Annotated in this window: 21 protein-coding genes and 1 pseudogene; 4 read left to right on the forward strand and 18 right to left on the reverse strand. The window is 73.2% G+C overall.

The features are described from left to right. Positions 1 to 372: 372 nt before the first annotated feature. Entirely contained in the window at positions 373 to 1,134 is a 762-nt protein-coding gene (locus ABD954_RS11880) for an isoprenyl transferase (protein ID WP_345485907.1), read from the reverse strand. A 110-nt stretch (positions 1,135 to 1,244) separates the two neighbouring features. Between ABD954_RS11880 and mgrA the strand changes: the two genes are divergently transcribed. Next, a complete protein-coding gene (gene mgrA / locus ABD954_RS11885; RefSeq protein WP_345485908.1) occupies positions 1,245 to 2,282 on the forward strand; it encodes an L-glyceraldehyde 3-phosphate reductase in 1,038 nt (345 codons plus the stop codon). Positions 2,283 to 2,548: 266 nt separating this feature from the next. On the opposite strand, the gene ABD954_RS11890 is transcribed toward mgrA, so the two are convergent. Both ABD954_RS11890 and ABD954_RS11895 read right to left on the reverse strand, forming a co-directional pair. Further along, on the reverse strand, positions 2,549 to 4,108 hold the full coding sequence (locus tag ABD954_RS11890; RefSeq protein ID WP_345485909.1) for a DUF2079 domain-containing protein: 1,560 nt from the start codon (positions 4,106 to 4,108) through the stop codon (positions 2,549 to 2,551). A 25-nt stretch (positions 4,109 to 4,133) separates the two neighbouring features. Continuing rightward, positions 4,134 to 4,871, reverse strand: a complete 738-nt coding sequence (locus ABD954_RS11895) for a prepilin peptidase (RefSeq protein WP_345492104.1) — start codon at positions 4,869 to 4,871, stop codon at positions 4,134 to 4,136. Positions 4,872 to 5,156: 285 nt separating this feature from the next. Here ABD954_RS11895 and ABD954_RS11900 point away from each other — a divergent pair. Next, positions 5,157 to 5,486: pseudogene (locus tag ABD954_RS11900) on the forward strand (DUF192 domain-containing protein); the annotation flags it as partial. A 70-nt stretch (positions 5,487 to 5,556) separates the two neighbouring features. Here ABD954_RS11900 and ABD954_RS11905 read toward each other — a convergent pair. Both ABD954_RS11905 and ABD954_RS11910 read right to left on the reverse strand, forming a co-directional pair. Next, positions 5,557 to 6,714 (reverse strand): mannosyltransferase family protein, encoded by a 1,158-nt coding sequence (locus ABD954_RS11905; RefSeq protein ID WP_345485910.1) that lies wholly within the window; start codon positions 6,712 to 6,714, stop codon positions 5,557 to 5,559. A 31-nt stretch (positions 6,715 to 6,745) separates the two neighbouring features. Further along, complete coding sequence (locus ABD954_RS11910; RefSeq protein WP_345485911.1) at positions 6,746 to 7,216, reverse strand: hypothetical protein; 471 nt, start codon at positions 7,214 to 7,216, stop codon at positions 6,746 to 6,748. Positions 7,217 to 7,375: 159 nt separating this feature from the next. On the opposite strand from ABD954_RS11910, the gene ABD954_RS11915 reads away from it, so the two are divergent. Together ABD954_RS11915 and ABD954_RS11920 are read left to right on the forward strand one after the other, a co-directional pair. Next, entirely contained in the window at positions 7,376 to 8,332 is a 957-nt protein-coding gene (locus ABD954_RS11915; protein WP_345485912.1) for a DUF559 domain-containing protein, read from the forward strand. A 260-nt stretch (positions 8,333 to 8,592) separates the two neighbouring features. Further along, positions 8,593 to 8,769 carry a hypothetical protein gene (locus tag ABD954_RS11920; protein ID WP_345485913.1) on the forward strand — a complete coding sequence of 59 codons (177 nt, stop codon included), beginning with the start codon at positions 8,593 to 8,595 and terminating at the stop codon, positions 8,767 to 8,769. A 286-nt stretch (positions 8,770 to 9,055) separates the two neighbouring features. Here the strand turns inward: ABD954_RS11920 and ABD954_RS11925 are convergent, their stop codons facing one another. The 13 genes from ABD954_RS11925 to ABD954_RS11985 form a co-directional block, all read right to left on the reverse strand. After that, complete coding sequence (locus ABD954_RS11925; RefSeq protein WP_345485914.1) at positions 9,056 to 9,664, reverse strand: OmpA family protein; 609 nt, start codon at positions 9,662 to 9,664, stop codon at positions 9,056 to 9,058. Positions 9,665 to 9,673: 9 nt separating this feature from the next. Beyond that, a complete protein-coding gene (locus tag ABD954_RS11930; protein ID WP_345485915.1) occupies positions 9,674 to 10,258 on the reverse strand; it encodes a hypothetical protein in 585 nt (194 codons plus the stop codon). A gap of 22 nt (positions 10,259 to 10,280) precedes the next feature. Further along, on the reverse strand, positions 10,281 to 10,901 hold the full coding sequence (locus tag ABD954_RS11935) for a hypothetical protein (protein WP_345485916.1): 621 nt from the start codon (positions 10,899 to 10,901) through the stop codon (positions 10,281 to 10,283). Positions 10,902 to 10,957: 56 nt separating this feature from the next. After that, positions 10,958 to 11,188 (reverse strand): Flp family type IVb pilin, encoded by a 231-nt coding sequence (locus ABD954_RS11940; RefSeq protein WP_345485918.1) that lies wholly within the window; start codon positions 11,186 to 11,188, stop codon positions 10,958 to 10,960. Positions 11,189 to 11,287: 99 nt separating this feature from the next. Continuing rightward, positions 11,288 to 11,854, reverse strand: a complete 567-nt coding sequence (locus ABD954_RS11945) for a response regulator transcription factor (protein ID WP_345485919.1) — start codon at positions 11,852 to 11,854, stop codon at positions 11,288 to 11,290. A gap of 11 nt (positions 11,855 to 11,865) precedes the next feature. Then, positions 11,866 to 12,753, reverse strand: a complete 888-nt coding sequence (locus ABD954_RS11950) for a DUF5936 domain-containing protein (RefSeq protein WP_345485921.1) — start codon at positions 12,751 to 12,753, stop codon at positions 11,866 to 11,868. Positions 12,754 to 12,765: 12 nt separating this feature from the next. Then, entirely contained in the window at positions 12,766 to 13,713 is a 948-nt protein-coding gene (locus ABD954_RS11955; RefSeq protein WP_345485922.1) for a type II secretion system F family protein, read from the reverse strand. A 13-nt stretch (positions 13,714 to 13,726) separates the two neighbouring features. Then, positions 13,727 to 15,070, reverse strand: coding sequence for a TadA family conjugal transfer-associated ATPase (locus tag ABD954_RS11960; RefSeq protein WP_345485923.1), 1,344 nt, complete (start codon positions 15,068 to 15,070; stop codon positions 13,727 to 13,729). Continuing rightward, complete coding sequence (locus ABD954_RS11965) at positions 15,067 to 15,549, reverse strand: TadE/TadG family type IV pilus assembly protein (RefSeq protein ID WP_345485924.1); 483 nt, start codon at positions 15,547 to 15,549, stop codon at positions 15,067 to 15,069. The genes ABD954_RS11960 and ABD954_RS11965 overlap by 4 nt, the downstream gene beginning before the upstream one ends. Further along, positions 15,546 to 15,881, reverse strand: a complete 336-nt coding sequence (locus ABD954_RS11970; protein ID WP_345485925.1) for a TadE/TadG family type IV pilus assembly protein — start codon at positions 15,879 to 15,881, stop codon at positions 15,546 to 15,548. The genes ABD954_RS11965 and ABD954_RS11970 overlap by 4 nt, the downstream gene beginning before the upstream one ends. 44 nt (positions 15,882 to 15,925) lie before the next feature. After that, positions 15,926 to 17,185 (reverse strand): CpaE/TadZ family protein, encoded by a 1,260-nt coding sequence (locus tag ABD954_RS11975; RefSeq protein ID WP_345485926.1) that lies wholly within the window; start codon positions 17,183 to 17,185, stop codon positions 15,926 to 15,928. Between the two features lie 9 nt (positions 17,186 to 17,194). Further along, positions 17,195 to 17,902 carry a Flp pilus assembly protein CpaB gene (cpaB, locus tag ABD954_RS11980; RefSeq protein WP_345485927.1) on the reverse strand — a complete coding sequence of 236 codons (708 nt, stop codon included), beginning with the start codon at positions 17,900 to 17,902 and terminating at the stop codon, positions 17,195 to 17,197. 61 nt (positions 17,903 to 17,963) lie between these two features. Continuing rightward, positions 17,964 to 18,833 (reverse strand): hypothetical protein, encoded by an 870-nt coding sequence (locus ABD954_RS11985; RefSeq protein WP_345485928.1) that lies wholly within the window; start codon positions 18,831 to 18,833, stop codon positions 17,964 to 17,966. Positions 18,834 to 18,914: the final 81 nt, after the last annotated feature.

The raw sequence follows: 18,914 nt of genomic DNA on the forward strand, positions 1-18,914 counted from the left end.
CGTGTCCTGCACGGTCGTCCTGGTGCAAAGGGCCTCCCGGGTGGCGGTCTCCGTGCCGCTCACTTCACAGGGGATATGCCCTCCCGCACACGCCGTCATGCCATGGCATATGACGGCGTGTTCATGAACGGTGGGTGACGGGAGGTGCCCGGGGTCCGTCAGGGGTCCGACCGGCGGCCCGGCCAGGGGCCCGGAGGGGGTCCGAACGGAGCTCGGGCGAAGGTCGCGGCGAGGCCCGGACGAGGGCCTGTCAGGGACCCGGCGGAGGTCGGGACGGGGCCCGGCGGAGGTCCGGGCGGGGGGGCCGGTGGAGGTCCGGGCGGGGCCCGGACGGGGGCGTCCGAGGAGGTCCGGCGTGGGGGCGGCGGGGGCTCAGCTGCCGAAGCGGCGGTGCCGGGCCGCGTAGTCGCGCAGCGCGCGCAGGAAGTCGACCTTGCGGAAGGCCGGCCAGTGCACCTCGCAGAAGTAGTACTCCGAGTGCGCGCTCTGCCACAGCATGAAACCGGACAGGCGCTGCTCGCCGCTGGTGCGGATCACGAGGTCGGGGTCGGGCTGGCCGCGCGTGTAGAGGTGCTCGGAGATGTGCTCGACGTCGACGATCTCCGCCAGCTCCTCGAAGCTGGTGCCGCGCTCGGCGTGCTCCAGGAGCAGCGAGCGGACCGCGTCGGCGATCTCCTGCCGGCCGCCGTAGCCCACGGCCACGTTCACGAGTATCCCGGTGTTGCCCAGGGTGGCCTGCTCGGCCTCCTTCAGGACGGACTGGGTGCGCGCCGGGAGCAGGTCGAGGGTGCCGACGTGGTGGACGCGCCAGCGGCCGTCGGCGGCGAGCGCCCGCACCGCGTCCTCGATGATCGCGAGCAGCGGGACCAGCTGCTCCTCGGGGCGGTTCAGGTTGTCGGTGGAGAGCATCCAGAGCGTGACGACCTCGACGTCGGTCTCGGCACACCAGCCGAGCAGCTCCTGGATCTTGTCCGCGCCCGCCTTGTGACCCTGCTCCGGGGTGCCGCCGGAAGCCTTGGCCCAGCGCCGGTTGCCGTCGAGGATCACACCGATGTGCTTGGGCACCTGGGCGTGATCGAGGCGGCCTTCCACCCGGCGTGCGTAGAGCCCGTACACCAGGTCGCGCAGGTTCACTGTTCTTTACCCCTCCATGCAGTGTCGGCCCCCGAAGCCGCCACATTACTGCGCAGGGGTGACCGGCTCCCAGCCCGGGACTGTCACAAGTCCGTGATAAGCAGAGATACGTGACTGATTCCCTTCCGTACCGCGCCGCCGAGGACCGCTACGACTCCATGGAGTACCGGCGCACCGGCCGCAGCGGGCTCAGGCTGCCCGCCATCTCGCTGGGCCTGTGGCACAACTTCGGCGACGACCGGACCCTCGACTCGCAGCGCGCAATCCTGCGCCGCGCCTTCGACCTGGGCGTCACCCACTTCGACCTGGCCAACAACTACGGACCGCCGCCCGGCTCCGCCGAGCTGAACTTCGGGAAGATCTTCGCCCAGGACTTCGCGCCGTACCGCGACGAACTGATCGTCTCGACGAAGGCCGGCTATCTGATGCACCCGGGTCCGTACGGCGAGTGGGGCTCCCGCAAGTACCTGATGTCCTCGCTCGACGCCTCCCTGAAGCGGATGGGCCTCGACTACGTCGACATCTTCTACTCCCACCGCTTCGACCCGCACACCCCGCTCGAGGAGACCATGGGGGCGCTGGCCTCCGCCGTGCAGCAGGGCAAGGCGCTGTACGTGGGCGTCTCCTCGTACACGAGCGAGCAGACCGCCGAGGCCGCGCGGATCCTGAAGGAGATGGGCGTCCCGGCCCTGATCCACCAGCCCTCGTACTCGATGATCAACCGCTGGACGGAGGAGGATGGACTCCTCGACACCCTGGAGGCGGCCGGGATGGGCTGCATCTCCTTCGTGCCGCTGGCGCAGGGCCTGCTCACCGACAAGTACCTGGGGGGCATCCCCGAGGGCTCCCGGGCCACCCAGGGCAAGTCCCTCGACCCCGGCCTGCTCTCCGACGAGGTGCTGCGCCGCCTGCACGGCCTCGCGGACATCGCGCGCCGGCGCGGGCAGTCGCTCGCCCAGCTGGCCCTGACGTGGGTGCTGCGCGACGAGCGGATGACCTCGGCCCTGATCGGCGCGTCGAGCGTGGCGCAGCTGGAGGAGAACGTGGCGGCCCTCGCCGGGGCGCCGCTGACGGAGGAGGAGCTGAAGGAGATCGACTCCTTCGCCGTCGACACCGCGGGCACCAACATCTGGGCCGGCCGGGGCTGACGCCCCCTGCCCGGGGATGCGGGAAAGAAAACGGGCCGGTCCGTGGGGGGGATACGGACCGGCCCGAGGGGGGGTTTCCACCATAACCCTTCATTAGTCGTGCTGTGTGCCACCCGCGCCGAACGGAGCCCGTCGGATCGGCCGGAGCCCAGGCGGCACAAGGGGTGTAGGACCCCGTGGCGGGTTTGCGCCCGGGCGTGGCGGCGGATTCCGTACTCCCCACGGGGGACCTCCCCGGGCCCGTCCGGTTGACGCGCCGGAGCGGGTCAAGGACGGCCCGATGCGGGGCGGGGACGCGCGGGTCCGGTGGCGGCGGGGCGGGGCACCGGGGTGCGGTGCAGCAGGGTGATCCCGTCGCGTACGGCCACGACCGCGTAGCCGTGCTTCTCGCGGGCCGCCCGCAGTTCCGCCAGCTGCTGCTCCAGGGGGTAGGGCCAGTGGCCCTTCGGGTACGGCCATGCCTCGGGGGCCTCGGCGTCGTGGACGATCCAGTCCGCCGTCGGCGGCGGCAGGTCCTCGCGGCCGGGCTCGTAGAGCCGCCCGGCGACCGGGAAGGTGGGGAAGAGGACGACCGTGCAGCGCGAGGTGAGCTGCGGCGCCAGCCGGTTGGAGGCAGCGACGGTCGCGCCGTCGGGGATCCGGGCGAGGAGCGCCCGCGCGGCCTCCACGTGCCCGGTGGTGCGCCAGGTGGCCCGCTGGGCGATCTGGGCCAGTGGGAAGGAGGGGACGAGGACGGCGGTCACGGCGAGGACGGTGGCGAGGGCGGCGCGGACGGTGCGGCGGTTCGTCTCGCGGCCGAGGACGTCGAGGAGCCCGGCGAAGACGACCGGCATGAGGACCGCGCTGTAGTGGAACGCCGTGCCCCAGTGGAAGCCGTTCTCCGAGGCCAGCCGCCAGCCCAGGGTGGGCAGGGCGATCAGGGCGAGCGGCGAGCGCAGGGCGAGCAGCGCGGACGGCGCGAAGACCAGGACCAGCATGGTCGCCTTGGTCTCCGGGCGCAGCAGGTCGAGCGGGGCGTGGGCGAGCGCGGACAGCAGGGATTCGCGGGTGGCGGCCAGGTTGCCGCCGTGGACGTAGCCGCCGGTGGGGGCGAGGGCGGGCAGCAGGACCTTGATCTGCAGGAGGGACCCGAGGAGCCCGGCGGCGGCGGTCGTGACGCCGAGCGGGCGCGGGCCCTTCCAGGCCACGTACGCGCCGATGGCGGCGAGGGTGAGCCCCAGGTCCTCCTTGACGAGCAGCAGTGGCGCGGCCCAGGCGACGGCGGCCCGCCAGCGCCGGTGGCCGAGCGCTTCCAGGGAGAAGGCGAGCAGGGGGACGGCGAGGGCGACCTCGTGGAAGTCGAAGGCGGCGGCGGAGGCGATGCCCCAGCTCAGCCCGTATCCGGCGGCGACGGCGTGGGCGCCGCGGCGGCCGACGGCGCGCAGCGCCCAGCGGACCAGGGGGACGGCGGCGAGCGCGAGGAGCGCGGACTGGGCGACGAGCAGGGTGAGCGGGGAGGTCGCGAGGCGGTAGAGGGGTGCGAGGACGGCGAGGAGCGGGTGGAAGTGGTCGCCGAGGAGGTTGAAGCCCTCGCCGCGCAGGGGGACGACGGGGGCGCGGAGTTCGGCGTAGGCGCGGACGGCCTGCTCGAAGATGCCGAGGTCGTAGCCCGTGGTGCGCAGAAGGAGGTGACGGCGTACGGCGACGGTGGCGTACAGGAGGCAGAGGGCGGCGGCCCAGGCCCAGGGGAGGTGCCGGACGAGGGGCGTGTACGCGGGGGCGGGCGGGTCGGGGAGCGCCGCCGCCTCCTGTCGGTTCGGTGACGCTTTCTCGTCGATTGTCCGCATATTGCGTGATGCTAGAGCGGTCCGTTCAGGGCAGGGCGGTGAACGCGCCGAGCAGGAGGCCGAGGAGCGCGCCGGCGAGCATGAACGGCCCGAAGGGGATCGCGGCGCCGCGGGCCGCGCGCCGGGTGACGACGAGTCCGAGCCCGTACAGCGCGCCGAGCAGGAAACCGGCGAAGGCCCCGGCGAACAGCACGCCCCAGCCGTACCAGCCGAGGGCCGCCCCGATCGGCACGGCCAGCTTCACGTCACCGAAGCCCATGCCGTTCGGGTGGAGCAGGAACAGCAGCAGATAGCCGCCGCCGAGCACGAGCGCGCCGAGCAGGCTGTGCGTCCAGGAGCCGGCCGCGTACGGCAGCGTCACGACCACCGCGAGGAGCAGCGGCAGGGCGGCGGCGAGCGGCAGGGTCAGCCGGTCGGGCAGCCGGTGGACGCGCACGTCGACACAGGCGAGAAGGGTGCCGAAGGGTGCGGCGAGCAGCCAGACGAACAGCTCGGGCCGGGGCACCCCGGTGGCCGCCGCGAGCGCGGCGCAGACGAGCGCGGTGAGCAGCGGCGCGGCGAGCGGCGCGGAGGTCGTCGCGCAGCCGGCCCGCCCCGGCATGCCCAGCCAGCCCCGGGCCGGCCCGGCGAAGGCGTGGCCCGCGGGGCAGCGGGAGCGCCAGGGCTCGTCGGGGGCGACGGACAGCCGGTACGCGGCCCGGGGGACGAGCAGCCCGGCCGCCGCGCCCCACAGGGCGGCGGCGCTGACGAAGGCGATCGACAGGGCGTTCACGGCCCGACCCTAGGGCTAGGGTCGGGCCCATGGGGAGTACGGGGAGGACGGGCGTCCTGAGTGGACGGGGCGGACGGGGCGGACGGGATGACAGGGCGTAGGGGGGTGGCAGGACGGGCTGCGGGGGACGGGGCACCTACGGGGGACGCTCGGCGGGCCGGGGGGTTCGCGGTCGAGGGGCTCCGGATCAGGGGGTCCAGGGCCTGGTCCTGGCGGGTCTGGCGGTCATGGCGGTCATGGCGGTCATGGCGGTCATGGCGGGACGGCCGGGGGTGGCTGGATGTTCCGGCCGGAAGGGTGCCGCTGGAGGTCGCGGCCTCCTCCCGGGCCCGGCGGCGCGGGCTTCTGGGCCGGGACGGCCTCGACGGCGCGCTGCTCATCACCCGGACCAACAGCATCCACACCTTCGGCATGCGCTTCACCCTCGACGTCGCCTACCTCGACCGCTCGTGGGCCGTCCTCGACGTGGTCACCATGCGGCCGGGCCGGCTCGGCATGATCCGCTGGCGCGGCCGGCACGTCCTGGAGGCGACGGGCGGCGCGATGGCCGGCTGGGGCCTGCGGCCGGGCGTACGGGTCGCGGTCGTGCTGGAGGAGGAAGGCGGGGCGGGGCGCGGGGAGGGCCGGTCCGGGCTCGCGGACGGCGACCCCGGGCTTAACGAGGGCGGGGCGGGGCTTACGGAGGACCCGGGCCGAGGAGCGTGAACGCCCCGTAGGCGGCGGAGGCGAGCGCCAGGGCGGCCAGGACGGGCACGGCCGCGCGCGTACGGAGCCGGGCCAGGGCCACGGCGGGCGGCAGGAGCAGTCCGAACGCGGGCATCATCAGGCGCGGCCGGGAACCGAAGTAGGCGGCGCCGACGAGGGAGACGAGGACGACGGCGACCGTGTACACCAGCAGCGGCAGCGGCTGCCGCTGCCGTACGCACAGGACGATCAGCCAGGCCGGCAGCGCGAGCGCCGCGCACAGCCCGAGGGCGGCGGGCCACGGCAAGCCCGCGATGAACAGGGCGAGGGCGACACCGCCGTCGATGGAGTTGCCCCAGGCGGCCTGCACGTCGAAGTAGGCGGTGGCGCTGCCCCGGCGGACGCCGACGTAGACGACGTAACCGAGCCAGCCCAGCGGGGCCAGTAGTACACCGGCGGCGACGCGGGCCCGCAGCCGGCGTTCCCGGACCACGGTGACGAGGGCGGCGATCCCGATCGCGGCGATCAGCGCGGCGGCCGTCGGCCGGGTGAGCCCGGCGAGCACGCACAGCCCGCCCGCGAGCAGCCAGCGGTCGCGCAGTACGGCCCACAGCGACCAGGCGGCGAGGGCGGTGAACAGGGTCTCCGTGTACGCCATCGACTGCACGAACGCCGTCGGGTACACCCCCCACAGCACCGCGAGCACCACCCCGGTGCGCGGCCCGGCCACCTGCGTGCCGACGGCGTGGATGCCCCACGCGGCGGCGAGGGAGGCGGTCCAGGAGACCAGCAGTCCGGCGGTGGCGGCGTCGACCGGCAGGACGGCGGACAGGGCCCGCTCCAGGAGCGGGAGCAGCGGGAAGAACGCGAGGTCGGCGTGGACGGCGCCGTCGGGCAGGGTGACCTCGTAGCCGTAGCCGTGCTCGGCGATCCGCACGTACCAGACCGCGTCCCAGCGCCCCGAGAGCCGGTGCAGCCCGTCCTTGCCGGTGGCCGCGGCGACGGCGGCGAGGACGGCGAGACCGAGCAGGCGGGTGGCGGCGTAGCCGCCGAGGGCGGCCCACGGCGGGGCGGTCGCCCGGGGCGCGGTCGCCGGCGCGGCGGACGGTGGCGCGGCCGGCGTCGGCCGGGCGGGGGTGGTGCGGGACATGCGCTCGATTATCGGCCGGACGACCGGACGGTCAGCCGCCGGGGCGCAGCCGCAGGAACGTGGCGGCCATGATCGGCCCCAGCTGCCGGACGATCCCGTACCCCGGCTCGCCCCGGTGCGGCAGGTCCCCGAGGAAGGAGGTGACGATCACCTCGTCGACGCCGGCCTCGCCCCGGCGGCTCTGCTCCTCCAGGAAGGCGAGCGTGCTCCGCCAGTCGGCCGCGTTCCCCTCTTCTCCCAGGTACGCGCGGACGGTTCCCTGGACGACGTCCCAGAAGAAGACGTGCGGCAGAACACCGCCCTGGGTGAAGACGTGTGCGTCGTACGCGGCGCGGAAGGCGGGGACGCGGGCGACGAGGTCGCTGACCAGCTGCACGCCGGGGGTGGGGGTCGGCGCCGGGGCCGGCGTCGGGGCCAGGACCGGGGCGGGGGCCGGCGTCGGGGCCAGGGCCGGGGCGGGGGCCGGCGTCGGGGCGGGGGTCGGCGTCGGGGTGGTCGTCATGGGCGGCCCGTTCCGGGAGCGGGGAGGGACGGTGGGCGGGACCAGGATGCTCCTGGTGGAGGGCGCCGCCGGGCCGCTTTTGCCCTTTCCTGACGGGCTCTTTCGACGGGTTTTCCACAGGGGGTGCGAACTGTCGCTCTTCCGTGGATCGTTGCTCGTATGTACGAGTTGATGGTGCTCGCCAGGGGCGGGGTGCTGCTCACGGTGTGGGCGCTCGCGGCCGGCTGGCCGCGGGGCCGCCTGGCCGGACGGCTGCGCGGGGACGGCTGGCAGCGGATCTGCCGGGGCGCGTGGGCGGCCCCGGGAAAGGAGGTGGACTGGCGGTTGCGGGCCAGGGCGGTCCAGCTGTTGCGGCCGGAGTTGGTGTGCAGCCACCGGACGGCGGCGGCGCTGCACCGCATCGAACTGCTCACGGAGGGACGGGGAGAGGCGGACACACTGCACTTCGCCGCTCCCCCGGGCCGGGGAGGGCGCGCGGCCGACGGGCGGATACGGGTGTACGGCACGGCCCGGCTGACGGACCGTGACTGCTCGCTGCGGCGCGGTCTCAGGGTGACGAGTCCGGCGCGGACGGTCGGTGACCTGATACGGGCGGCCGGCAGCCGGGAGGCCGCCGTGGTCGTCGCCGACTCGGCTCTGTCCCACCGCTACGTCGGCGGCCTGCGCCGCGTCCCGCTCGTCCGGGTCGAGGACCTGGCCGCCGAACTGGCCGCGCCCCGCTGCCCGGGCGGCCCGGCGGCCCGCCGCTGGCTGCCCCTCGCCGTGCCGGGTTCCGGCTCCCCCGCCGAGACGGTCGCCCGCCTGCGGATGCGCGACGCGGACCTGCACCCGGAGGTCCAGCCGACCCTGCACACCCTCAGCGGCCGGCCCCTGCATCCCGACTTCTACTTCCGGGACGCCGGACTGGTCGTCGAGATCGAGGGCTTCGCCTACCACGGCACCCGCGAGGCCCACGAGCGCGACGTCCGCCGCTTCAACGAGCTGCAGAACTGCGCGGGCGTGCGCCGCGTGCTGCGGTTCACGGCCCACGAAGTCTTCACCCACCCCGACCGGATGACGTCCACGGTCCGGTCGGCCCTCGCGGCGATGGCGGCGCAGGCGGGCGTGCCGCACTGAACACCCCCCACCACGGAAGTCACTCGATGCTGCCAAGGAGGGAAGCAGGGCCGGGGGGCCCGCCTGGAGATCGAGAACCATCCCGCCGCTCGGCCTGACGCCGCGGCCGTTGCCGCGGCCAGGGAACAGCGCCGCGGCGCAGTGGCTCCGCCCGAGCTGTCAGGTCCCGCGTTCGGCGGCGCGCCACCGGGGTTGACGCCGCCACTCCCCAGGGTGAAATGTGGTTTTTGAGGGGTTTGACAGAAGCCAGGTGATACGGAATGCAGGCTGTCATCCGACGGCGCACGGCGGTGGCCGTGTGCGGCTTCGCCCTCTGTGGGGCTCTGGCGGCCCCTGCGGCCATCGAGGCTGCCTCAGCCGTCATCGATAGCGGGCAGAGCCAGACCGAAGCCGTGGACAAGGTCAAGAAGGCGAAGAAGCCGAAGAAGGTGAAGTAGGACAACGCACCGGGCCGAGCCGCTTCTTCTGGATCATCTGGCTGGCCAGCCGGAAAGGACAGCGAGGCGACAGACCAGACAGGCAACTGTGGCGCTCCTGTGCCATGCCACAGGAGCGCGGAGCAGGGCGGCACGGCGCCGGTGCCGGAGAAGGTCCGAGTGCGTCGCACCGGAGCGGGGCCAACCTCGCGTTCGCCCCGCCAGGGAGGCCGGCCGCCGCGTCACGACGCGGGCGGCTGCCGCGAGCATCGGCAAGCGGGACGGCGTTCCCGATCCACGGCCCAGGTCATCCGCCGGAGGTGCGGGGGAAGGAGACCTCGACGCGGCGGTTCTTCTTGCGCCCCTCCTCGGTGGAGTTGTCGGCGATCGGGTAGTCCTCGCTGTACCCGCGGATGTCGAAGGTCGTCCCGGGGTCCAGATCCCTGGCCAGCACCTGCTGCACGGCATCGGCGCGCTGCTTGGAGAGCTTCAGCCCGTGCTCGTAGGTCCCGAGGTCGTCGGTGAACCCGAACACCCGGACCCGGCCTGCCCCCTGCTTCTTGATCTCCGCCGCGATGGCGGCGATCCGGGCCGTGGCGGAGGGGCTGAGCTTGGCGCTGTCCTTGGGGAACAGCACCTCGGCCTGGAGGGCGAACGTGACGTCCACATTGGTGTCCTCCCGGCGCTGCTCGCCTCCTTCCTCCTCGACGATCTGCTTGATGTCGAGGACCTTCGCGGGGGCGAGGGTCGCACCGTCGGGCAGCATCAGCGCGGGCGAGGCCGCGTCCACGGCGGGCGGTGGCGCGCCGACCGACGTCGACCCGGGCGGGTCGTCGGCCTGGGCGGCACCGGCGCCTCCTCCGAGGAGAAGGACGGTGAGGGTGAGGGCGGCGAGGCGGCGGGGTGTCGTCGTCATGGCTGCGCCTCAGGAGAGCTTGATGGTGGCGGGGTCGAAGGTGGGGAGTTGGAGCGAGACGGCGGTGGTGGTGGGGGGTGGGGCGGGGAACTGCATGAAGACGGCTGTTGACGCGTCGGCGGCGACGATGTCGAGCCCGGTGGTCGTCAGAGGGCGACCGTCCGTGTCCCGCAGCACGTAGTAACGCTTCTTGCCCTGGAGGTCCACCAGCGTGGCTCCACCCAATGAGTTGCCGTGCTTCAGCACCTCGGTCTCGTTGCCACGCACTCCGGCGGGCACCGCGCGCGGCTCGTCGGAGGTGTTCTTCAACAAGCCCTTGACGGTGAGGAACCCGCCGGCATCTCGTTCGGCTACGTTGACGACGAGCTCGAAGCCGTCCTGCCCTTTCAGTACGGCAAGCACCTCAGCCGGCTCCTGTGACTGCGGTTGCGTGTTCCCTCCCCCGCTGGACTTCGGCGCGCTGGTCGTGGCCGACGGCTTGTTCTGGGTCGGCTGTTCTTCGCTGCCGCAGCCCGAGACGCCGAGGATCAACCCGGTGGCCAGGGCCGCCACCGCGACTCCCTTACCGGCCTTCTTCGCGTACCGCACACTCATGGGAAAGGGGATCCTTCGCTCGTCAGTCGACCAGTCGGACGGTAAAGAGGTCGGCCGCCTCGGGCAGCCGAGGATCTTCCGGGTCGATCGTCCACGTGACTCCACTGCAGACGAGACCGGTGATCGGTGCTGGTTCGGGGCTGGGTGTCGGCGTCGGCTCCGGCGACGGCGTGCCCGTAGGAGGCGGTGGGGCGGAACTCGAGGTGGGCGGCGGCACGGGCGGATCGAAGGAGCAACGCGGCTCGAGGACCGCAGTCGCCGATGCCACGGCATGCTGCTTCTCGGTGCCCGGCAGCACCGAGCGGCCCACCGTGTGGATCGTCCGGACCCGCACCTGGAATTCCGCCTCCCCACCCGTCCGTCGCGACACGCATCCTTCGTCCCACAGCTCGGCACCGTTCTTGGCTGCGAACCGCGCCGCCGCTTCACAGGCCAAGTGAGGGGCGTACTCCTCACCGTTCAGGTAGTCATCCCACGCATCCTGGCTGAGGATCGCGTCGATCCAGCCGGCCCGCAACTGCTCGCGAGCGTCCTGCGCAGCCGCCAGAGCAGCCGCGTCCGCTGCGGACTGGCCGCCGTTCCGGGTTGCCGCCGCCTGGCCGACAGCGAAGTAGACGAAGGCGAGAAAGAGAAGGCTTGCCACCACCGTGATGTAGACGGGAAACGCCTGGCCCGCTTCCGTGTCCCCTCGGCGCGCCACTACTTGGTCAATTGGGCGATCTTGTTCGTGATGGCGGTCTTGATCGTGGATCCGATGTCCGTGCCGGTGATGGCCACCACGATCGCCACCACCACCACGATGATCCCCAGGTACTCCACCGCCGTCTGCCCGCGGTCTCTTCCCCGGTCGCGGGTCCGGCCCGGGCCCCCGGTCCAACTGTCCGCGTGCACCCTGGCCTTGGTCAGGGCCCTCAGCAGCGCGTCGTTCATGGTGTTCCCCTCCGTGTGCGGCGACGCGGGCAGGGTACGCCCCGGGGGGCGGGGGATCACAGGGTCCGTAGGCCCAATCACGAAGCGTGACGGGGGGCGTCATGACGCCGTCCTCGTGCCGAGCCAGGAGGCGATCGCCTCGCCGCGGGTGGTGCTGTGGAGTTTGGCGAAGATGCGGTTGATGTGGTTCTTGACCGTCTTCTCGGTGATGGAACAGGTGGCGGCGATCTGCTGGTTGGTCATGCCCGACGCGATCAGGTTCATCACCTCCACCTCCCTCGCACTCAGACCGAAGCGTTGCACTTGCGAAGTCGGGTTTCTGAAGCGCAGTATATTCGAGACAGTTGACGCACCGCCAGCATGTGCAGTCGCACGCACCGCAGCGATCAGTTCCTCCTCGTCGAACTCCCCGTGGACCAGCTGCGCGCAGCCCGCGCCCCGGGCCGGGGTGTGGGTGAGGAGGAGGACCGGGGCCGGCTGCGTCAGGGCGCGGGCGGCGGAGGGCGGGCCATCGAGGACGATCAGGTCGGGAGCCGGGCGGTGGGCGGCGGACAGAGCCCGGACCGGCAGCGCGGCCAGCACCTCGATGTCCCGGTGCGCGCCGAGCAGCACCGCGAGACCCGCCCGTACCACCGGGTTGTCGGTCGCCACGAGCACTCTCAGCATCGCCGCCGCCCTCATTCGCCCGTGATCGAGCCGAAGTCGGTGCCCGTGCCGAGGAACAGGCCCGCCCCGAGCAGGATCATCGTGGCCGGGACCATCAGCGTGGTGATGACCATCGTGGCCTTGGGCACGGCCTTCGCGGCCTTCCTGCGGGCGTTCTGGGCGTCGGTGCGCCGCATGTCGTCGGCGATCTGGATCAGGGTGTCGACGATGGGAGCGCCCAGCTCCTCGCCCTGCTGGAGGGCGGTGACGAACTGGGCGACCTGCTCGGAGTCGTTGCGGCGGCGCAGCGCGTCGAAGGCCTCCCGGCGGCTGACGCCCATGTCCATCTGGCGCAGCGTGATGCGCAGCTCGTCGGCCCACGGCCCCTCGTACCGCTCGGCGACGCGTTCCAGCGCCTGCCGGAAGCCGAGGCCCGCCGAGACGACGACGGCGAGGACGTCGAGGAAGTCCGGCAGGGTGCGTTCGATCTGGTCCTTGCGGATACGCACCGCCGACCAGATGCCGACCTCCGTCCAGAACGCCCCGAAGGCGAACAGCAGCACCGCCACGAGGACCGAGCCGCGGCCGAGCATCAGCAGTCCGCCGAAGCCGCCGAGGAAGCCGTAGACCGCCCGCCTCGCCCCGTAGCGGTCGATCGTCAGGCCGCCGGGGTTGCCCGCGAGGTCGATGCGGCGGCGCACGGAGTCCACCCGCTTCGGCCCCATGAGCCGCAGCACCGCCGGCGACCAGCGCATGCCGAGCCGGTCGACGGCGGAGTCGACGGCTCCGGTACGGGTGGCGCCGACCTCCAGGGCGAGCTGGAGGTCGCTCGGGAGTTTCGCGTCGGCCCGGTAGAGGCGGACGCCGTAGCAGAAGCCGGCGACGGCGAGGCCGGCAAGGAGTGCGAGCAGCAGATCCACGGTGTCGGCCCCCTACACGTCGATCTTCGCGAGGCGGCGGATGACGACGAAGCCCACGACGTACAGCGCGAAGGCCACCACGACCGCGATCTGTCCGGCGGGCGAGCCGGTCATCCGGTCCAGGGCGCCGGGCTGCATGTTGTCGATGAGCAGCAGCGAGCCGACGCCGATGACCGGGACCGCGTACGCCGTCAGGCTGACCTGCGAGAGCTGGGTGCGGACCTCGCGCCGGGTCTCCTTGCGTTCCTCCAGGGTCTCGGTGAGGTTGCGCAGCGAGGAGACGACGGTGCCGCCGGCCCGGTTGGCGAGGACCAGCGTGGTGACGAGGACGACGAGTTCGCGGGAGGGGAGGCGTTCGGCGAGCTCGCCGAGGGCGTCGTCGAGGGAGCTGCCCACGGCGAGCCGTTGGGCGACCCGCTCCAGTTCGTCGCCGGCCGGCGCGTCCAGCTCGTCGGCGGCGAGGGAGAGGGCCATGCGCAGGGCGAGGCCGGCCTGGGTGGCGTTGGCGAGGATGCGGGAGAGCTCCGGGAGCTGGTTGATGAACCTCTCGATGCGTTTCTGGCGCTGCCAGTTGAGGAAGCCCAGGGCGACCCACAGTCCGAGGAAGCCGCACAGGGGCCCGAAGAACGGGGAGAGCAGCGCCTGCCCGGCGATCCACAGGACGGTGACCGTGACCGCCATGGCGACGACGAACTCGCCCGGGGTCACCGCGAGGCCCGTGGCGGAGATGCGCAGTTCCAGCCGGCGGCCGAGGGCGGTGCGGCGGATGCGCCGGTCGAGGCCGCGGAACAGGCGCCCGCGCCGGCCGGCGCCGCCGTCGGCCGCTTCGCCGGCGGTCTGCGACAGGCGGGTGATCAGCGCGGCCCGCTGGGCGGCCCCGCTCGCGTAGAGCTGGACGCCGATCACGGCGAGGACGCCGGCGATCAGGGCCGCTCCCGTGGTGAGCAGTGTCGGATTCACGGTGGCGTTCCCCCTACTTCGCTTCCCGCACGGCGAGCTGTGCGTCGGTCGCGGCCACGCCGAAGGCCTGCGGGACGGGCTGGCCCGCCAGGTAGAGCCGGTCGGCGACGCGGCGCGGCAGCGGGTGGTACGTGAACGCGCCGTGCACCCGGCCGTCGGCGGCGACCGGCCGGGCGTCGAAGCGGCAGACGGTGGCGAGGAGGTAGCGCTCGCGGCCGTGGGAGGCGAGGATCGCGATCTCGGTGATCCTGCGGGTGCCGTCGGGGTGGCGGGTGAGCTGGACGAGGACGTCGACGGCGCTGTTGATCTGGTCGCGCAGTGCCTCGAAGGGGACCTTGACCTCCGACATGGAGGCGAGGGTCTGGAGGCGCATGAGGGCGTCCTCGGCGGAGTTGGCGTGGACGGTGGCGAGCGAGCCGTCGTGTCCGGTGGACATGGCCTGGAGCATGTCGAGGGTCTCTCCGCCGCGGACCTCGCCGACGACGATGCGGTCGGGGCGCATGCGCAGGGAGTTGCGGACGAGGTCGCGGATGGTGACCTGGCCGCGGCCCTCGATGTTCGGCGGGCGTGCCTCCAGCCGGATCACGTGGGACTGCTGGAGCTGGAGTTCGGCGGAGTCCTCGATGGTGATGACCCGCTCGCCGTCGGGGATGAGCCCGGACAGGGCGTTGAGCAGGGTGGTCTTTCCGGTTCCGGTGGCGCCGGAGACGATGATGTTGAACTTCGCCTGGACGAGCCCGGACAGCAGGAGCAGCATCTGCTCGTCGAGGGAGCCGAGGCCGAGCATCTCGTGCAGCGTGTAGGCGCGGGGGAAGCGCCGGATGGTGAGTGTGGCGCCGGTGAGGGACAGCGGCGGGATGATGACGTTGACGCGTTCGCCGGAGGGCAGGCGGGCGTCGACCATGGGGTTCGACTCGTCGACGCGCCGGTTGACGGTCGACACGATCCGTTCGATGGTCTGCATCAACTGTTCGTGGGAGGCGAAGCGGAGCGGGAGGAGTTCCACGCGGCCCGCCCGCTCGATGTAGATCTGGTCGGGGCCGTTGACCATGATCTCGGTGATGGAGGCGTCTTCGAGGAGGGGTTCGAGCACGCCGAGGCCGAGGGCCTCGTCGACGACCCGGCGGATCAGCTGGGCGCGTTCGGCGGTGGAGAGGACGGGTCCCTCGCGGCTGATGATGTGGCCGAGGACGCGCTCCAGGCGGGCCCGCCGCTCGGCGGCGGCGAGCGCGGACATCTCGGTGAGGTCGATCTCCTCCAGGAGTTTGGCGCGGAAGGACGCGACGAGGTGGCCGTCCTCCCGTCCGCCGCCCGCGCGGTTGTCGTCGGGGGTGCTGATCCGGGCCCGCAGGCTCATGGCTGGACCTCCTCGGGCACGGAGCCGGACAGGGAGTCGGCCCCGGAGTCGGACAGGGAGCCGGGCCCGGAGCCGGACTGGGAGTCGGACCCGGGGTCGGGCACGGGCATGGTCGCCGTCCTCTCGACGGGCTCGAAGCTCCAGAAGGGGATGAGGGAGGGGATCCGTACGGTGACGGTCGCGACCCCGCCCTCCTCGGAGACGTCGCTGCGGCCGGCGATCCAGGCGCTCATGGCCGTCCGGCCGGCCGACTCCGGGTCCGGTACGGCATCGGGGTCGTCCACGCTCGCCGCCCGTGCCGCCGCCCGCGCTCCCGTGCCGGCCTGCTGGGCGGCGTACGCGATGACGCCCATCTGCACGCCGACGAGGCCGATCAGCAGCAGCAGCGGCAGGAAGCCCAGGTACTCGATCGCCACCTGGCCCCGGTCGCGGCCCTCGCGCCGGCCGCCGGACCGCTGCGGCGTCCAGAGGTGTGTCATCGGTCGTCGCCCTCCCATACGGCCGCGGCCTCGCCGGTGACGTCGAACGGGTGGCTGACGGCTCCCGGGAAGAGCACGGGCACCCGCAGCCGTACGGTCGCCCGCACCATCCCGCCGCTCTCCGGGCAGCTCACCGCGGCGCCGGAGGCCCATGCCCCGTCGAGGTGCCGGCGTCCCGCCGCCCCGCAGTCGTCGCCAACCGCCCCGGCCCGCGCCGCCTCGTCGGCGGCGTTGCCGGCGAGGGTGTACGTGTAGCCGATCAGGACGCACTGCCAGAGCAGCACCAGCGTGAGCAGGATCAGCGGCAGCATGCCGACGAACTCGACCGCCACCTGTCCTCCGTCCTCGCGCACGCGCTTCCCGACCGGCCGGCGCATCACTGCCGTCCCGCCCCGCGCCGCCGCAGCCCCAGCGCGCCGCGGTCGGGCGCCCGTACGAGTTCCCGGCCCCGGCCCTGGCCGGCCGCCGCCTTGACCAGGCCGAGCTCGCCGGCCAGCGACCACAGGGCCTGCTTGACGGTCGACCGGGCGTCGAGGTCGTGCAGGCGGCCGGCGTCGACGACGGCGGCGAGTTCCTTGAAGTGGGCGGGGACGGCGATTGCGGCCAGCCGGGTGCCGGTGATCTTCTGGACGAGGGCGGGCTGGATCTCCGTCGACCGCTGGTGGCGGTTCACCACCACGGTGCTCTCCTCGGGCTTGCGGATCTGGAGCCGGTCCCACATCCGTACGACCCGTTTGGCGGCCCGTACCGCCACCACGTCGGGGGTCGTCACCAGCAAGGCCGTGTCGGCCATCTCGATCGCCGCCGCCCCGGCCGCGTCCAGGTGGGTCCCGCAGTCGATGACGACGACCTCGTGGCGGCCGCGCAGGGCGCTGACGATCTGGCGGGCGGAGCGGTCGGTGACCTCCTCGCCGCGTTCGCCCTCGCCGGGGGCGAGGAGCAGGGAGAGGCCGGTCTCGTGGACGTAGACGGCGTCCTGGAGGACGCGGGGCGAGATGTCGTCGACGGCGGCGAGGTCGGCCAGCGAGCGCCGGAACTGGACGTCGAGGTAGGAGGCGATGTCGCCGCCCTGGAGGTCCATGTCGACGAGGGCGACGGTGTGGCCGGAGGCGCGGGCGGCGAGGGCGAGGTGGACGGCGGTGACGGTGGTGCCGACGCCGCCCTTGGCGCCGCTGACGGTGACGACGGTGCCGCCGGGGCCGGCGGGGGTGTCGGCGCCGGCGCCGAGGTGGCGGCGGACGCCGGTGGACCACTGGGCGGCGGCCTGGACGCGGCTGGCGAGTTCCTCGTAGCCGAGCGGGAGGGTGACGAGGCCGCGGGCGCCGGAGTCCATGGCGGCGGAGAAGAGCACGGGGCTGGCGTCGGAGGTGATGAGGACGACGCCGACGGCCGGGAAGCGGAGGGCGACCTCGCGGATGAGTTCCAGGGCGGGTACGGGGCCGATGCGCTCGTGGACGAGGACGACCTCGGGGAGTTCGTCGAGGGATCCGGCGGCGAGCCGGGCGAGGGTGTCGACGAGCTGGGTGGAGTCGGTGACGGGCCCGGCGGGTTCGGCGTCGGGGAGCTGGCCGATGAGGGTGGTGACGGCGCGGGCGGCGTCGGGGTCGGCGACGGCCGGCAGGATCCTGGTGGGCATGGCCGGGCCTCACTTGTCCTTGTCGAGCGTGTAGGTGCGGTCGCGCGGGTCGGGCGGGGTGGTGGTGCCGGGGGCGACGAGCGCGAGGCGGACGTGCTCGGCGAAGGACTCGGCGTAGGCGACGCGCTGGGCGTCGGCCGTGGTGAGGGCGAAGGTGATGGGGACGGCCTCGGTGGCGCGGCCGGCGCGGTCGTCGCGGGAGGCGTTGATCGGGGTGAGCTCGCCGACGTCGAGGACGCGGGCGGCGGCGACGATCAGCCGGGACTGGGCGGCGGCGGTGCCGCGTTCGCCGGCGAAGGTGGCGTAGATGTTGACGGTGGCGCCGGGGGTGATCTTGCCGGCCACGCCGGTGGCGGCGTCGATCATGATGGCGATCTCCTGCTGGCCGGGTTCCAGCGCGGGCCGCTTGACGATCATGTCGGCCTGGAGGAGGGAGCCGCGTTTGAGGGTGGTGGTCGCGATCATGCCCTCGGTGCGGGCGAGATCGGTGACGGCGGTCGCCGGCAGCCAGCGCTCGGGCATGGTGATCTTCTCGAACTGGCCGGGGCCGAGCGGGGTGTAGGGCCGGATGTCGTTCTTGATCCGGTACGCGGTGACCTCGGGTCCCACCTTGGAGTTCACGTCGCTGATCACGGAGAGCACGCCGGCGAAGGCCCCGAGGGCGCACAGGACGGAGAGCAGCAGGAGGATGACACCACGGCGCTGGCGGGAGTTCATGGCCGTACAAACCTCGATCGTGGACGGGAACGGGACGGGGACGCTGGGGTGTTCGTGCCCCCTAGGGGTGCCCGGCGGGGGTGACCGGGGTCGGTTCGGCCGTGGGCAGGGGTGCCGCGCAGAAGCCGCAGCGGTCGCCGATGAGCTCCATCCGGCACCAGTGGCAGGTCTCGCGCCGTACGGAGGAGACGAGTTGGTGCAGGACGGGCAGGTCCGGCAGGTACGCGGCGAACTCGACGAGCTTGCCGGTGCCCCACCAGCGGGGTGAGGACTCGGGCAGGGCCGCCTCCTGGACGGCGCGGACCTGCCAGCGGGGGGCGAGGACGGCGGTGGGCCAGTCGGTCTGGAGCTGGCCGCGGGCGAGCACGAGGTCGGTGCCGAACTCGGGCCCGGTGAGGGCGTCGGATCCGGCCGGCCCGGAGGATCCGAGGCGTACGAGCTGGGGGGCGGGTCCGGCGAGGACGGCGAAGTGGGCGCCGGGCAGCCAGCCCTTGAGGTGGGAGCCGAGGCCGACCGGTACGTGGTCGAGCCGGGCGACGGAGCCGAGGACGGCGCCGGCGTAGACGTAGTGGGCGAGCAGCCGGGCGGCGGAGGCGAGCACGCCGGGGCTGAAGTCGCAGCAGGCGAGCTGGCGCAGCTGCCGGACGAGGACGGCGGCGCCGAGCGGCGGCAGGTCGGTCCTGACGATGGCGATCCGGTCGGATTCGAGCAGCGCGCGGACGGCGTGCAGGCGCTGTTCGGTGGCGGGCGGTGCCGTGGCGGGACAGACGACGATCAGGTGGCCGTGCCGTTCGAGCAGGAGCTGGACGTCGGCGAGGGCGGCGTCGAGGGGGCGGGTGCCGGGGCCGGGCAGGACGGCGGCGGGCAGGGTCTGCGGGTCGGTCGGGGGCAGCACGAGGTCAGGGCTCGTGACCGCAATCGCCGTCGGCACGTCGGGCTCCCCCGATCCCTCACTGACCGGTCGTGTGACCGCTCGTTGATCACTTACTGCGTTCGCGGCGTCACCGCCTCT

It is taken from the genome of Streptomyces roseoviridis (genome assembly GCF_039535235.1).
Lineage (GTDB): Bacteria > Actinomycetota > Actinomycetes > Streptomycetales > Streptomycetaceae > Streptomyces > Streptomyces roseoviridis.

What these genes read in the sequence shown, in the direction of transcription:
- ABD954_RS11890 (WP_345485909.1), bottom strand. Translation starts at nt 4,108, where the DNA reads ATGCGGACAATCGACGAGAAAGCGTCACCGAACCGACAGGAGGCGGCG.
- ABD954_RS11905 (WP_345485910.1), bottom strand. Translation starts at nt 6,714, where the DNA reads ATGTCCCGCACCACCCCCGCCCGGCCGACGCCGGCCGCGCCACCGTCC.
- ABD954_RS11910 (WP_345485911.1), bottom strand. Translation starts at nt 7,216, where the DNA reads ATGACGACCACCCCGACGCCGACCCCCGCCCCGACGCCGGCCCCCGCC.
- ABD954_RS11915 (WP_345485912.1), top strand. Translation starts at nt 7,376, where the DNA reads ATGTACGAGTTGATGGTGCTCGCCAGGGGCGGGGTGCTGCTCACGGTG.
- ABD954_RS11920 (WP_345485913.1), top strand. Translation starts at nt 8,593, where the DNA reads ATGCAGGCTGTCATCCGACGGCGCACGGCGGTGGCCGTGTGCGGCTTC.
- ABD954_RS11925 (WP_345485914.1), bottom strand. Translation starts at nt 9,664, where the DNA reads ATGACGACGACACCCCGCCGCCTCGCCGCCCTCACCCTCACCGTCCTT.
- ABD954_RS11930 (WP_345485915.1), bottom strand. Translation starts at nt 10,258, where the DNA reads ATGAGTGTGCGGTACGCGAAGAAGGCCGGTAAGGGAGTCGCGGTGGCG.
- ABD954_RS11940 (WP_345485918.1), bottom strand. Translation starts at nt 11,188, where the DNA reads ATGAACGACGCGCTGCTGAGGGCCCTGACCAAGGCCAGGGTGCACGCG.
- ABD954_RS11945 (WP_345485919.1), bottom strand. Translation starts at nt 11,854, where the DNA reads ATGCTGAGAGTGCTCGTGGCGACCGACAACCCGGTGGTACGGGCGGGT.
- ABD954_RS11960 (WP_345485923.1), bottom strand. Translation starts at nt 15,070, where the DNA reads ATGAGCCTGCGGGCCCGGATCAGCACCCCCGACGACAACCGCGCGGGC.
- ABD954_RS11965 (WP_345485924.1), bottom strand. Translation starts at nt 15,549, where the DNA reads ATGACACACCTCTGGACGCCGCAGCGGTCCGGCGGCCGGCGCGAGGGC.
- ABD954_RS11975 (WP_345485926.1), bottom strand. Translation starts at nt 17,185, where the DNA reads ATGCCCACCAGGATCCTGCCGGCCGTCGCCGACCCCGACGCCGCCCGC.
- cpaB (WP_345485927.1), bottom strand. Translation starts at nt 17,902, where the DNA reads ATGAACTCCCGCCAGCGCCGTGGTGTCATCCTCCTGCTGCTCTCCGTC.